General features: G+C 61.4%; 11 protein-coding genes. 4 read left to right on the top strand and 7 right to left on the bottom strand.

What is annotated here, in order from left to right:
• Window positions 1–124: 124 nt before the first annotated feature.
• Complete coding sequence (locus MRBLRC7O_RS09330; protein ID WP_080866331.1) at window positions 125–2,389, bottom strand: methyl-accepting chemotaxis protein; 2,265 nt, start codon at window positions 2,387–2,389, stop codon at window positions 125–127.
• Between the two features lie 189 nt (window positions 2,390–2,578).
• Here MRBLRC7O_RS09330 and MRBLRC7O_RS09325 point away from each other — a divergent pair, with 189 nt between their 5' ends.
• The 4 genes from MRBLRC7O_RS09325 to MRBLRC7O_RS09310 are packed head-to-tail and all read left to right on the top strand — an operon-like array spanning window position 2,579 to window position 6,047.
• Window positions 2,579–3,418, top strand: coding sequence for a glycosyltransferase family 2 protein (locus tag MRBLRC7O_RS09325; RefSeq protein WP_060727435.1), 840 nt, complete (start codon window positions 2,579–2,581; stop codon window positions 3,416–3,418).
• Window positions 3,419–3,438: 20 nt separating this feature from the next.
• Complete coding sequence (locus MRBLRC7O_RS09320; RefSeq protein ID WP_020011353.1) at window positions 3,439–3,726, top strand: lipid-A-disaccharide synthase N-terminal domain-containing protein; 288 nt, start codon at window positions 3,439–3,441, stop codon at window positions 3,724–3,726.
• Window positions 3,701–5,209, top strand: a complete 1,509-nt coding sequence (locus MRBLRC7O_RS09315; protein WP_162690746.1) for an ArnT family glycosyltransferase — start codon at window positions 3,701–3,703, stop codon at window positions 5,207–5,209. Before MRBLRC7O_RS09320 ends, MRBLRC7O_RS09315 begins: the two co-directional genes overlap by 26 nt.
• Window positions 5,199–6,047 carry a phosphatase PAP2 family protein gene (locus tag MRBLRC7O_RS09310; protein WP_060725148.1) on the top strand — a complete coding sequence of 283 codons (849 nt, stop codon included), beginning with the start codon at window positions 5,199–5,201 and terminating at the stop codon, window positions 6,045–6,047. Before MRBLRC7O_RS09315 ends, MRBLRC7O_RS09310 begins: the two co-directional genes overlap by 11 nt.
• Before the next feature lie 231 nt (window positions 6,048–6,278).
• Here MRBLRC7O_RS09310 and MRBLRC7O_RS09305 read toward each other — a convergent pair whose 3' ends face one another.
• The 6 genes from MRBLRC7O_RS09305 to lgt form a co-directional block, all read right to left on the bottom strand.
• Window positions 6,279–7,211 (bottom strand): ribose-phosphate pyrophosphokinase, encoded by a 933-nt coding sequence (locus MRBLRC7O_RS09305; RefSeq protein WP_003522877.1) that lies wholly within the window; start codon window positions 7,209–7,211, stop codon window positions 6,279–6,281.
• A gap of 220 nt (window positions 7,212–7,431) precedes the next feature.
• Window positions 7,432–8,181, bottom strand: coding sequence for a hypothetical protein (locus MRBLRC7O_RS09300; protein WP_080866330.1), 750 nt, complete (start codon window positions 8,179–8,181; stop codon window positions 7,432–7,434).
• 89 nt (window positions 8,182–8,270) lie between these two features.
• Window positions 8,271–9,422: a M24 family metallopeptidase gene (locus tag MRBLRC7O_RS09295; protein ID WP_080866329.1), complete on the bottom strand. Its 1,152-nt coding sequence runs from the start codon at window positions 9,420–9,422 to the stop codon at window positions 8,271–8,273.
• Window position 9,423: 1 nt separating this feature from the next.
• Window positions 9,424–10,218: a peptidoglycan editing factor PgeF gene (gene pgeF, locus MRBLRC7O_RS09290; protein WP_080866328.1), complete on the bottom strand. Its 795-nt coding sequence runs from the start codon at window positions 10,216–10,218 to the stop codon at window positions 9,424–9,426.
• A 151-nt stretch (window positions 10,219–10,369) separates the two neighbouring features.
• Window positions 10,370–11,470, bottom strand: a complete 1,101-nt coding sequence (locus tag MRBLRC7O_RS09285) for a class I SAM-dependent methyltransferase (protein ID WP_080866327.1) — start codon at window positions 11,468–11,470, stop codon at window positions 10,370–10,372.
• Window positions 11,471–11,485: 15 nt separating this feature from the next.
• Window positions 11,486–12,298, bottom strand: coding sequence for a prolipoprotein diacylglyceryl transferase (gene lgt / locus MRBLRC7O_RS09280; RefSeq protein ID WP_035212699.1), 813 nt, complete (start codon window positions 12,296–12,298; stop codon window positions 11,486–11,488).
• Between the last annotated feature and the right edge of the window lie 206 nt (window positions 12,299–12,504).

The raw sequence follows: 12,504 nt of genomic DNA, 5'->3' as shown, positions 1-12,504 counted from the left end.
CGGCGACGGATCATCACGATCAAGCCGGCGTGTTCCCAGGGGCTCCGGCTCCTGGGAGCCCGGATCAGGTTTTCAGGCAAAATAAAAGGCCGGAGGTTTTGCCTCCGGCCTTTTTCGTTGCGACTTATGCCGCGTAACGCTGATCCCGCTGCCTTACGGCGGCGACGGAGAATTGCCCCACCTGTTCGGTCAGACCGTCCGCCTCGCTGGATAGCGAGAAGGCTGCGGCTGTCGTTTCCTCCACCATGGCCGCGTTCTGTTGCGTCACATGGTCGAGTTCGTTGACGGAGGCATTGATTTCGCTGAGGCGGCCGGACTGTTCGCGCGATGCGGTGGCGATTTCACCGATCTGGTCGTTGACCGACTGGATGCGCTTCTGGATCTGCTCCAGGCTTTCACCGGTCTTCAGCACCAACGCCACGCCACTTTCCACATCACCCGCAGAGGTGGCGATGAGCGTCGTGATGTCACGGGCGGCGGCTGCCGATTTCTGGGCGAGTTCGCGCACTTCCTGCGCCACAACGGCAAAGCCCTTTCCGGCTTCTCCGGCGCGCGCGGCTTCCACGCCGGCATTCAGCGCCAGCAGATTGGTCTGGAAGGCGATCTGGTCGATGACGTCGATGATCTGGCGGATCTTGGCCGACGAGGTCTCGATGCGTTCCATCGCAACGATCGCCTCTTTGACGACCGCCGTGGATTTATGGGCGTCCTGCATCGTGCCCGCCGTCGCCTCGACGGCGACATTGCAGCGCGACAAGGACAGATTGACAGCCTGCGTCATGTCTCCGAGAGCAGCGGCCGCTTCCTCAAGGGCTGCGGCCTGGCGTTCCGTGCGCCGCGACAGGTCTTCCGATGCGCTTTTCAGTTCGCCGGAGCCCGAGCGGATGGCGTTTGCGCTTTCGCCAATATTGGAGATCGTCGCTTCCAGGCCCGCCATGGAGTTGTTGAAGTCGACGCGCAGGTGATCGAGCGAAGGCACGAAGGATTTCTCGATGCGAAGATCGAGCCTGCCGGCCGCAAGATTGGCAAGACCGGTGGCAAGGGCATCGACGGCTTCTTCCAGTTCCCTGGCGCTTCTTGCCTTTTCCATCTCCCGCTGGGCGCGTTCCTCGTCCAGTTCCTCGCCTTTGCGATGGGCTTCCGTTTCCATGCGCTGCTTGTCCAGAATGCCCTGCCGGAAGGATTCCAGCGCGCGCGCCATGGTGCCTATCTCATCGCCGCGCGAAACGGCCTTGATCTCGATATTGTTCTCGCCGCCGTTCAGGCGCTCCATCAGCCCGGCAAGGCCGGTCAGCGGTTTTGTGAGACCAGCGGAAACGAAAATGCCGATCAGCGTCATGATCGCAAGCACGGCCAGTGTCGCAAGCGTCGCCCAGAAGGCGAGATCGTTGGCGGCGGCGAGAACCTTGCTCTCCTGCTGACCAATGGCCAGAAGATGTTTCTGTCCGAAGACGGAGACCGGGCGATAGGCATAGAAGATGTTGCCCGCAGGCGTCTGCGCCATCACCGTTCCGGCCTCGTTTGCGTTGGAAAGAGCCGCGAGGCTTTCGGAAACGGCGGCATCCGCGCCGCCCGAAAGAACGCCAGCCCGGCGTTTGCCGTCGGCGTTCAGAAGAACGGCGTCATCGATGGTCTTGCCGGTTTCCTCGGGCGTCACGACTGCGCCGATGCGATCGGCGGCGATGCGCATGATGACGGCGCCCTTGCGCTGCAGCTGGCCCCAGTTGGAAACGGCGAGCGGCATGCCGATCATGGCCGAATCATTTTCCCCACCGCTGAAGCCGGTGGTGCTGACGACACCGTCCTTGCCGGCCTCGATGCGGTCGAACAGCTCCTTGATCGCGGCGTTCTGCGGTTCCGTCACGCTGGTCAGGAAGTTTTTCCCCTTGGTCACGGTGTATATAATGAGACCGCTCTTATCGATCACATAGATGTCGCTGACGCGGGTGTTGCGCCAGACGCTGGCGATGGTGGAGTTGATGGTGGCATGGCGAATGGCATAAAGCAGTCGCAGACCTTCGCCGTTGAAGGAGGCGCGCTCCTCCTCGGAGACGCCCTCGCGGCGGAACGCCTGGAGGATCGCATCCCTTTCCGTAGGCACGACCGTGGTCATCGTCTCCAGCGCCTGCGCGACCGCGGCATTTTGCGACAGTTCGGAAATGCTCTGTTCGACACGCAAAGTATAGGCGTCAAGCTGTTTGGACTGGTTGCTTGCAACCGTTTCGAGCCTGATTTCGCTGGCGTCGATCAGGCCCGACTTGCCCATCTCGTAGGACAACAACCCCACGGACAGGCATGAAACCAGCGTAGCGCCCGTGACGAGCGCGGCAAATTTGGCTTTTATCGACAATGATTTAGCTTTTACAGCAGTCGGATTCCCACCCGGCATCCTGTTTCCTCCCCCAAAAAAACGTGAGCGCACGGTGACAAAAATTGCTTACGGCCGCGTTAAAAGCACTGCGAATTGTACGATTATTTCCCGCATACCGTGAAAAAATAACCGGCCGCCACTGAGGCGTTTCCCGTAATAAAACTGCAATAGAACGGGCGCATATCGGGTGAAGTTCAACGGCTGTTCATGTTCATGCAAGCTTTTCGCGCTCCTTCTCTCGCCACTATCAATGATGTCTGCGGACTGAATGCAGACGGATATGACGGAGCCAGCGTGAGACCGAGGCCGGATTTCGCCGTTGTCGTGCCGATGCACAATGAGGAAGCGAGCGTCGAAACGCTCGTGGCTGAGATCGTTGCTGCCTGCCAGCCGGTTGGCGACTTCGAGATCGTGGTGGTGGACGACGCATCTGCCGACGGCACGGTCCAGGCGGTGCTTGCGCTCGGTGACCGTTATCCGATGTTGCGGCTCGTGCGGCATGACCGCCAGGGCGGGCAATCGGCGGCGATCCACAGTGGCGTGCAGGCGGCGCGTGCGCCTGTTATCTGCATGCTTGATGGAGACGGGCAAAATCCGCCGGACAATCTGCCGGCACTTCTTGCGCCGCTTCTGTCCGCCAGCGCCCCGAGCCGGCTCGGCCTCGTCGCCGGCCAGCGTGTGGGCCGGCGTGATACGCTTGGAAAACGCCTTTCCTCCCGCTTCGCCAACGGGCTTCGGGCGCGGATATTGAAGGATGGCACGCGCGATACAGGCTGCGGTCTCAAGGCCTTCCGCCGCGACGCCTATCTCGCCTTGCCCTATTTCGATCATCACCACCGCTATTTTCCGGCGCTGTTCAGTCGTGACGGCTGGCAGGTTGCCCATGTCGACGTCACGCACCGGGCGCGGCTGCATGGAAATTCCCATTACACCAATATCGGCCGCGCGCTTGTCGGCATCCACGATCTGATCGGTGTCGCCTGGCTTTTGCGCCGGCGCAAGCGGTCAAGCTGGGCTGAAACTCTCAAAACGGAGACATTGCCGTGAATGCACCGGCTTTATGGTCCATGCTGCATGTGAACAGCTGGAAGGAATTTCTGTGGGTCTGCACCGGCTTCATGGGCCAGATGCTGTTTACCATGCGTTTTCTGGTTCAATGGATTTCCTCGGAACGGGCCAACCGCTCGGTCATTCCCGTGGCGTTCTGGTATTTTTCCGTTATTGGCGGTTTGGTGCTTTTGTCCTACGCCATCTGGCGGCGCGATCCGGTCTTTATCATCGGGCAGGCCTCCGGCCTTTTCATCTATGCCCGAAATCTCTGGTTGATTCATGCAGAACGCCGCCAGCATGCATGAGGCGGCGACGATGCCTTATGCGCAGGCAGGCGATGAGCGCCGATGGCTGACATTTGCGTTTTCAGCGATTGTCCTCGTAACCGCCCTGCGCGTCCTTGGTCTGGCCTTCAACCGCACCGACCTTTTTGTCGATGAGGCGCAATATTGGCTGTGGGGCCGCGAGATGGCGCTCGGCGCCTATTCCAAGCCGCCGCTGATCGGCTGGCTCATTCGCGCGGCAACCATTCTGGGCGGCGGCGAGGGCACGTTTCAGGTGCGGCTGGCCGCACCCGTGGTGCATGGCGTGGCGGCGGCGGCGATCCTTGTGCTGGGCCGTATGATCTACGATGTCAGGCTGGGCTCGCTGGCTGCGGTGATCTATCTAACCTTGCCGGCCGTGACGCTCGGCAGCCTGTTGATCTCGACCGATACGCCGATGATGCTGTTCATCGTGCTGTCGATGATCTCGGTGCGGAAGCTTGCGCTCGCCCGTAGCGAGGGCAGGGCGGCGTTTGGCTGGAGCATCGCTCTCGGTCTCTGCTTCGGTCTCGGGCTGATGTCGAAATATGCGATGATCTATTTTCTGCCCTGCTTCATCGCCGCCGGCTGGCTTTGCGAGGCATGGCGCATCCGGCTGCGTGACGCGGCGATTGCGGCACTGGTCTGCGTTGCCGTCATCGCGCCCAATCTGTGGTGGAACGCTGCGCATGATTTCATGACCGCACGCCACACGGCCGACAATGCGAACTGGCATGGCGTCCAGCTGAAGATCGGCTCCGCGCTGGAGTTCTTCTTCTCGCAGGCGGGCGTGGTCGGACCATTCGTTTTCGCTGGCATGATCGTCGCGACAATTCGTGCCAGGACCGGTGAAGCCCGGGCGCTGGTCGCGCTTTCGGTGCCGATCGTTCTGCTGATCACCGCGCAGGGTTTGATGTCGCGGGCGCTTGCCAACTGGGCGGTCGGAGCCTATGCGGCCGGCGTGCTTCTGGCGGTGCCGGTGCTGGCGTCGCGGCGCTGGCTCACCGTGTCCACCCTCGTGCTTGGTGGCATCGTGGCCGTCGTGCTGCCGCTGATGACCATTGCCGGAACGCAATTGCGCCTGCCCAAAGGTGAACTGGCGATGGCGCGGTATCTCGGGCGCGCCGAGCTGGTGTCGACCGGCCTGTCACGGGCGCGCGAGGCGGGGGCGGATGCCATCGTCGCCAATGATCGTTCGATACTGGCCGAGCTTTTTTATCAATTGCGGGACGAAAAACAGGTGCTGACGCGGGCATTGCCCGAAACCGGCGTGCCCTCCAGTCACTATGCTCTTCTTTATCCGCTGAAAGCTGGCGAGGCGAAAAATCCCCTGTTCCTGGCAAGCGCGGATGGTCTGCCGGCCTGCCTTGTCGGCGAAGCGCCGGTTGCGCGCTGGATCGCCGGGCCGGGTTTCCTCGAGGGCAGGGAAATCGGCCTCTGGCGCCTGCTACCGAAATGCATGCCGGAGGGCAGCAATGGACAATGATCTTTCGCATATGCGGATCACGATCTGGCTGACACTCGCCACATTGGCAATCGTCATCCTGTTTGCGACTTTTCCCTCCATCGATCTCAGGTTCTCCGCGCTGTTTTTCTCTCCCGTCGAGCAGCCATGGTCCGGCCGTGAACCGTTTCCCGAATGGCTGCGGGATACGCTGCGTGAAGGTACGGAGCTTGCCACTCTTCTGGTTTTCGTGATCCTTGTCGGCAATCTGCGGCTGGGTACTCTACAGAGAACCGGATGGCGCGTCTGGGCCTTCCTGTGCGGGCCCGTGATCCTCTGTGCCGGTCTTTTCGTCAATGGCGTGCTGAAGGCGACGATCGGTCGCGCCCGCCCGTTCAGCGTTACCGAGTTCGGCGGGCAGCAGCTTTTCACGCCGCCTTTCCAGTTCAGCACGCAATGTTATTCAAACTGCTCGTTTTCCTCAGGTGAAACCGCCCTGATCGCCAGTTTCTTCCTGCCGCTCTGCGTGCTCGTCTGGCCCCGGCTGCAATGGCCCGGACGGTTCATGATGGGAAGCATTGCCGTCGGCATGATCATCCTCATGTCCGGTTTGCGCATTGCGGCCGGTGGGCATTTCCTTAGCGATGTGGTGATGTCCATCCTCTTTTCCGCCCTGACGACCCTGTTTCTCTACCGGGTACTGGCGGTAAACCGACACCGTCACTTGTTCACCGGTGACGCCGTCTCGGCCGATACGGTCAGCATCTGGCGTAACGGTCGCCATGCCGTCCTGACCCGGGTTCGGCGCTGGTGGCCGAAAATCAAGGCCGCCGCCTCCCGTCTGCAGCGGCCCCCGGATGCGGGTGCGGCCTCGTCTTAAGCGGAAGGTCGGGGCGCTGCATCAATGCGATGAATGGCGAAGAACGCCAGACACTCCTGCATCATCCTCGGGCTTGTCTCGAGGATCTGCAACCTAATGATTTTATTCAACGTGATTGAAGCCTCGGCGCAGAGCCGAGGATGACGCCGAGAGAATGTCAGCCCGATCGCAGCCTGCCCGGAAATTAAACCGGACAGCAGCAGGCAGCGCTAAGGCGATTGGCGAAGTTCTTTAGTCGAACAGGCCGGAAACCGACTGTTCCTGTGCGGTGCGGTTGATTGCCTCGCCGAGCAGGCCTGCGGTGCTGACCACGCGGATATTATGCGCGGACTGGACACCGGTGGTCGGCTGGATGCTGTCGGTGATGACGAGTTCGCGCAGCTTCGAGGAAGCCACACGCGCAACCGCGCCGCCGGAAAGCACGCCGTGGGTGATATAGGCGGTGACGCTGGTCGCACCCTTTTTCAGCAGGGCTTCCGCGGCGTTGCAGAGCGTGCCGCCGGAATCGACGATATCGTCAATGAGAATGCAGTCCTTGCCGGAGACATCGCCGATGACGTTCATGACTTCGGATTCGCCCGGACGGTCACGGCGCTTGTCAACGATGGCCAGAAGACAGTCGAGACGTTTGGCGAGTGCGCGGGCGCGGACCACGCCGCCGACATCTGGTGAAACGACCATGACATTGTTGGTGTCGTAATGGTCCTTCACGTCGCGGGCGAGAATTGGTGCTGCGAAGAGATTGTCGGTGGGGATATCGAAGAAGCCCTGAATCTGGCCGGCATGAAGATCGAGGGTGAGAACGCGGTCGGCGCCGGCTTCGGTAATCAGATTGGCAACGAGCTTGGCGGAAATCGGGGTGCGGGGCCCGGCCTTGCGGTCCTGGCGGGCGTAACCGAAATAGGGTAGCACCGCCGTGATGCGCTTGGCCGAGGAGCGACGCATGGCATCGATCATGATGAGAAGTTCCATCAGGTGATCATTTGCCGGGAAAGAGGTGGACTGGACGATAAAAACGTCCTCACCACGCACATTTTCGCTGATTTCTACGAATATTTCCTGGTCAGCAAACCGCTTTACAGTGGCATTTCCGAGAGGAACATTAAGATACTTGCAGATCGCTTCGGCAAGGTGCCGGTTCGAATTGCCTGCGAAAACCTTCATTGCGGCCGCCTGTTTCCATGCCATCGCCTTGCGCCACGGGGCTCAATCCACCGTAACCAAGCGTCGTTCAAGGGGAGGAACATCCGGCTGAAAAGCCTTTGCCGGATACGCCTTGTTGCCATGCGCGCCTTAATAGCGCTGTTGCTTCCGATTGCAAGAGGACTCCGCGCTTTCGCAATGATTTTCGTGAAATCTCTGTGACTTCTCCCGTCGATTCACCTCATCCGCGTTGAGATTGCTTCCATGATGAATAATCGTTGAGTGTTTTTGCAGCGATATCCTGCATGACCCTGTCGGTCACGGCGGCCCATGGATCGCTGCCTTTTGCCGCCACCGCCTCCTGTCCCTGCAGGCGATGCAGCCGCACGCCATTGGCGTCGAGAATGTCCCAGACGTAAACGATATTGACCTTGCCGCCATCGGCAAAGGCGGAGAAATATCCTTTCAGGATATTTTCGGCCGAATTGTCGTTTGAGGCGCGGATGGTCAACCCCTTCGCCCGCGCTTCGGCCCCGAGCTGACGCGATAGCGGCGTCACCGCCTGAACGGGTGCGCCGATGATGGGCAGGAAGCGGATCGAGTTTGCCGAGGAGGCGGGCGCAAGTGACGCCGTCTGCTGCGAGGGGGCGGATTGCGCGGTTGCGGCGGGCTGGGCTGCAGTCTGGTTCTGGCGAAGCGGTTCGCCATACTGGCTGCCATTGGACAGCGCCTGTGCCTGCGCCTGCAGCGAGTTTTGCGGTGCATAGGCGGGGATGGATGTCGCGGTTGCCGGGGCGCCGGTGGGTGCCCGGTCGGCGGCGGCGGCCATCTGGTCGAGATCGCCCTGCGTTACCGGCGTCGATTGCGAGCCATTATGGCCGACATCCACCTGCGGTGTCAGCGCTTCCGTCGTGTTGCAGCCTGACAGGGCCAGGACAAGCGCTGGAACAATGACGGCCAGACAAAGGGGGGTGAACCCCGTCCGGCTCATGCGATTTTCCCTCTCATGTTCCGCTCCTTCTTGCCCAAGGTGGCGCAATGTAAGGGCGGTTTTCCCGCTCTGTCAAACCCGGTGGCGATTTAAGCTGTGAGAAGATCGAGGTTGTGTCGCGAGAGTGGCTCCGGCGCGCCGTCGGTGATCAGATAGGTCTGGCCAAGTGTCATGGCCGTGCCGGAATCGGAATCCATCACGATCATATGCACGAACAGCGTCATGTCGGCGGTGATTTCCTGCGGATTGCCGGCGTGGAACATCTGATGCTCCATCCAGGAGGGCGAGAAACGCGCACCCAGCGAATAACCGCAGGAGTTCAGCCGGTGGCGGGTCAATCCGCGTTCGTCCATGACGCGGGCATGGACGTCGAAGACATCGCCAAAAGTCTTGCCGGGGTGGAGCACTTCTTCGATGGCGGTGAGGTTTTGCAAGCAGGCGCTGTAAAGCTCCTTCTGGCGGAAATCCTGTTCGCCGATCACCACCGTGCGCATCATGGCGGCATGGTAATGGGCGCTGACGCCAGCCCATTCGAGCGTCAGCTGATCCTTGTCATCGAGCCTGCGACGGCCTGCCTTGTAACGGCACAGCAGCGCATCCGCGCCGGAGCCGATGATGAATTCATTGGCGGGATAATCGCCGCCGCCAGCCAGCACCGCGCCCTGCATCGCCGCCAGGATCGCGGCTTCGTCCGCACCGGGCTTGATCAGCGGTAAAGCCGCGTCCAGCGCATCGTCGGCCAGTTGGCCTGCCTTGCGCGCATAGGCGATCTCGGCGGGGCTTTTGACGAGCCTGAGCGTGCTGACGAGATAGGAGGCGTCGCTCATCTGGCAGAAGCTGGCGAGCTGGTTGTCCAGCAGCCGGGCGACACGGCCGGTCATGCCATGGGTGTCGTACTCCACCCCGATCTTTGCGCCGAGCAGGTCGAGATCGCTCAGCAGGTTCTTCAGGTCGAGTGTCGGGTCGGCATTTGGCCGATCGACCCAGATGAGGATATTTTCGACGATGGAGGTATTGCGGGCCTGCCGCAGATCCGCTGAACGGGTCAGCAGCGTCATGGAGCCGTCCGACTTGACCACCAGCGTCTGGAAGAAGCAGTAGCCGAAAGTGTCGTAGCCGGTCAGCCAATACATGCTTTCCTGCGCGAAAAGCAGCAGCGCGTCCAGCTTCTCTTCGGCCATTTTCGCGAGCAGCCGCTCGCGACGGGCATCGAATTCCGAAAGCTCGAAATGCAGGGCCATATCAGTCCTCCAGAATTGCGATTGCGGAAATCTGCCGGCCATAATCGGGTTCGGCGCGGTGGGTCGTGCGGCGATAGGAATAGAACCGCTCTTCGTCCGGATAAGTGCAGAGGCCGAGATTTTCCGCCTTCACGCCGGCGTTGGTCAGGCGGTCGATGGTGAATTGCTTGAGGTCGAACAGGGCGTGGCCCTGTTTCTCCGTCTCGGCGAAATAGTCCGCATAGGCCGGATCGATATCGGTGAAGCGCGCCACATATTCCGGCCCGACCTCATAATTGCTCTGGCTGATGGAAGGCCCGAGCGAGGCAGCGATCCGCTCGCGGCTGGCGCCGAGCTTCGTCATGGTCTCGATGGTATTTTCAAGCACGCCGAAGAGCGCGCCCTTCCAGCCGGCATGGGCGGCACCCACGACACCCGCTTCCACGTCGGCAAACAGGATCGGGCCGCAATCGGCGCTCAGCACGCCCAGCACGAAACCCGGCGTTGCCGTCACCATGGCGTCCGCCTGCGGGCGGCTGCCGTCATAGGTGCCATCGACCACGAGGACATCGGGGGAATGGACCTGATGCACGGTGGCGAGGCGGCCTGAGGGCAGGCCGAACCATTGCGTCACGCGCCGGCGGTTTTCCTGCACCTTTTCGGGTTCATCCTGGGAGCCGAGGCCGACATTGAGGCCCTGATAAAGCCCTTCCGAGACGCCGCCCTGCCGTGTGAAGAAACCGTGGCGGACACGGTTTTCACCTGACGCGGCGAGCAGGGGGGACTGGAGCGGGAGCGGCAGCGTTGCGTTCTGCATGGTGCGGGAGTTCCTTGGAGAATATCGCTGTTGGCCAGTGAGCTACGGTTAAGCGAGATGTTTCCGGTTGCCGCGGCGTTGCGCGGCGCGTGTGATGCAGTGTGCCTGCTTCGTGTGTCGCAGCGATGTTGGCCCAGAGGTTGTTGCGCTGTCAATCCACCGCGCGAAACGGCAGAAGATGAAGCGCGGGACTTGAAACGGCGATGACCTTGAAAAGTTCCCCCATCTTGCCGGCGCCTTCACCGGCGAGGCGATTGACCGCTTCGGCAATTTCAAGCGTCTGGTCGGGCGTCGCCTTCGCCGCAAGCGCGCCTGCTCTTTCCTTGAGGCCGAGGCCATACAGAAAATCGCCCTGTCGCAGCGCGCCGTTGACATGCACGCCGGTCGCTTCGGCTGTTTTCACAAGGCTTTCGAAATCGACATGGCTGGTGAGATCGGCTTCGCCGGGATGCGCAAGCGCCGGGTCGAAGGCGTGGTTGCGCATGGCCTGCAGCGTATCGCCATAACCGGCGACCAGATGGCCGTAATCAATGGCGAGCGCCGTGCCGCCATGGGCGGACAGGCGCTGGCAGATTGCGGCCATCACGGCTTCGCGGGCCGGTGCAATCTCGAATATGGCGCCGAGCGGCTGCTGTTCGGGCTGCGGCGGCAGCAGGGACGGGTCTATGCTGGCAAGACCCGTCGAGAAGACGAGTTCGTCATTGGCATCGAGGCTGACCACGCGCTCGCGGAAACCCTGCGGCGTCCTGACGAATTGCCGGATCGGAATGGCATCAAAGAGTTCGTTGGCGACAAGCAGCAGGAAACCATCCGGCACGTCGTCGAAACTGTCATGCCATGTCAGCCTGTCCGCATGTTCGGCCAGCGTTTCTTTCTGGATGGTGGAAAGGCGGGGGCTGGTTTCGACCAGATGCACCCGCATCGTCTCATAAAGCGGCGGCGCGATGCGGCGGATGACGCGCAGCATATCCGACATCATGGTGCCGCGGCCGGGGCCGATTTCCACCAGTTGCGTTTGTGCGGGCGCGCCATGCCGTTGCCAGGCATGCACCACGAAGACCCCGAGCATTTCGCCGAAAAGCTGGCTGACCTCTGGCGCGGTGATGAAATCACCCGAACGGCCGAAGGGTTCGCGACTCTTGTAATAACCGTGTTCAGGATCGGCGAGGCAGAGCGAAAAATAGTCGGTAACGCTGAGCGGACCATTGAGCCGGATAAGTGATTTGATACGTTGCGCAAGCGGTGTCGTCATGGGCGATCATACCGCTTAGGCGCTTTTTGTCGCGCTGCGCGCCCGCAGGACGGCCCAGAGGCCGAGAGCGAACATCGGCGTGGAGAGCACCATGCCCATGGTCAGCCAGTTGCCGGCGAGATATCCGATCTGCGCGTCCGGCTCGCGGAAAAATTCCACGAAGATGCGTGACAGCGCATAACCGCAGACGAAAATGCCGGTGACGGTGCCAGGCGTCTTCAGCGCCCTGAAGGCATAGATGGCGATTGCCAGAACGATGACGAGCACGAGGCCCTCTAGGCCCGCTTCATAAAGCTGGCTCGGATGCCGCGCGAAGGGGCCGCCGGTCGGGAAGACGACCGCCCATGGCACATCGGCGATGCGTCCCCACAATTCGCCATTGATGAAATTGGCGATGCGCCCGAACAGCAGGCCGATGGGCGCGACGGCGGCGACGACGTCGAACATGCTCCAGACCGGAATGCCGTTCTTGCGGGCGAAGAGGATCATGGCGATGGTCGTGCCGATCAGGCCGCCATGGAACGACATGCCGCCGTTCCAGATCTCGATCGCCCTGATGGGGTTGGCGGCCACGGCTGCCATATCGTAAAACAGGATGTAACCGATGCGCCCGCCGAGTACGATGCCGCCGGCTGCCCAGAGGATGAAATCATCAAGATGCTGCGCCGAGACGGGCGACACATCGTTCGGCCACAGGCGATCCGTGCGGGCGAGGCGGCGGGCGTAAAACCAGCCGAGCATGATGCCGGCAACATAGGCAATGCCGTACCAGTGGATCGAGAGCGGGCCGAGGGACAGCGCCACCGGATCGATATTGGGGAAGGGCATGATGGCGAGTTGGGTGGGAGCGGCTAACAATCCGTATATTCCGTCATCGTTGCTGGGCGGACAACGGAACGATCCATTGCCTCAAGAGGGGCCGGGCGATGATGCTCACCGGTCTCCCTGACGCCAAGGAAAATGGCGATTGCGGTGGCGGCGGTCAAGGTGATTCTTCAAGCTGCTGCTTAAGATACCGAAGGCCACGCAAGCTC

This window comes from Agrobacterium radiobacter (assembly GCF_040801995.1).
Classification (GTDB): domain Bacteria; phylum Pseudomonadota; class Alphaproteobacteria; order Rhizobiales; family Rhizobiaceae; genus Agrobacterium; species Agrobacterium radiobacter.
This window is presented reverse-complemented; position numbering and strand designations above follow the sequence as displayed.

Excerpts from the sequence above, each read along its gene's own strand:
- MRBLRC7O_RS09330 (WP_080866331.1), bottom strand. The coding sequence starts at position 2,389 with ATGCCGGGTGGGAATCCGACTGCTGTAAAAGCTAAATCATTGTCGATA.
- MRBLRC7O_RS09325 (WP_060727435.1), top strand. The coding sequence starts at position 2,579 with ATGTTCATGCAAGCTTTTCGCGCTCCTTCTCTCGCCACTATCAATGAT.
- MRBLRC7O_RS09320 (WP_020011353.1), top strand. The coding sequence starts at position 3,439 with ATGCTGCATGTGAACAGCTGGAAGGAATTTCTGTGGGTCTGCACCGGC.
- MRBLRC7O_RS09315 (WP_162690746.1), top strand. The coding sequence starts at position 3,701 with ATGCAGAACGCCGCCAGCATGCATGAGGCGGCGACGATGCCTTATGCG.
- MRBLRC7O_RS09310 (WP_060725148.1), top strand. The coding sequence starts at position 5,199 with ATGGACAATGATCTTTCGCATATGCGGATCACGATCTGGCTGACACTC.
- MRBLRC7O_RS09305 (WP_003522877.1), bottom strand. The coding sequence starts at position 7,211 with ATGAAGGTTTTCGCAGGCAATTCGAACCGGCACCTTGCCGAAGCGATC.
- MRBLRC7O_RS09300 (WP_080866330.1), bottom strand. The coding sequence starts at position 8,181 with ATGAGCCGGACGGGGTTCACCCCCCTTTGTCTGGCCGTCATTGTTCCA.
- MRBLRC7O_RS09295 (WP_080866329.1), bottom strand. The coding sequence starts at position 9,422 with ATGGCCCTGCATTTCGAGCTTTCGGAATTCGATGCCCGTCGCGAGCGG.
- pgeF (WP_080866328.1), bottom strand. The coding sequence starts at position 10,218 with ATGCAGAACGCAACGCTGCCGCTCCCGCTCCAGTCCCCCCTGCTCGCC.
- MRBLRC7O_RS09285 (WP_080866327.1), bottom strand. The coding sequence starts at position 11,470 with ATGACGACACCGCTTGCGCAACGTATCAAATCACTTATCCGGCTCAAT.
- lgt (WP_035212699.1), bottom strand. The coding sequence starts at position 12,298 with ATGCCCTTCCCCAATATCGATCCGGTGGCGCTGTCCCTCGGCCCGCTC.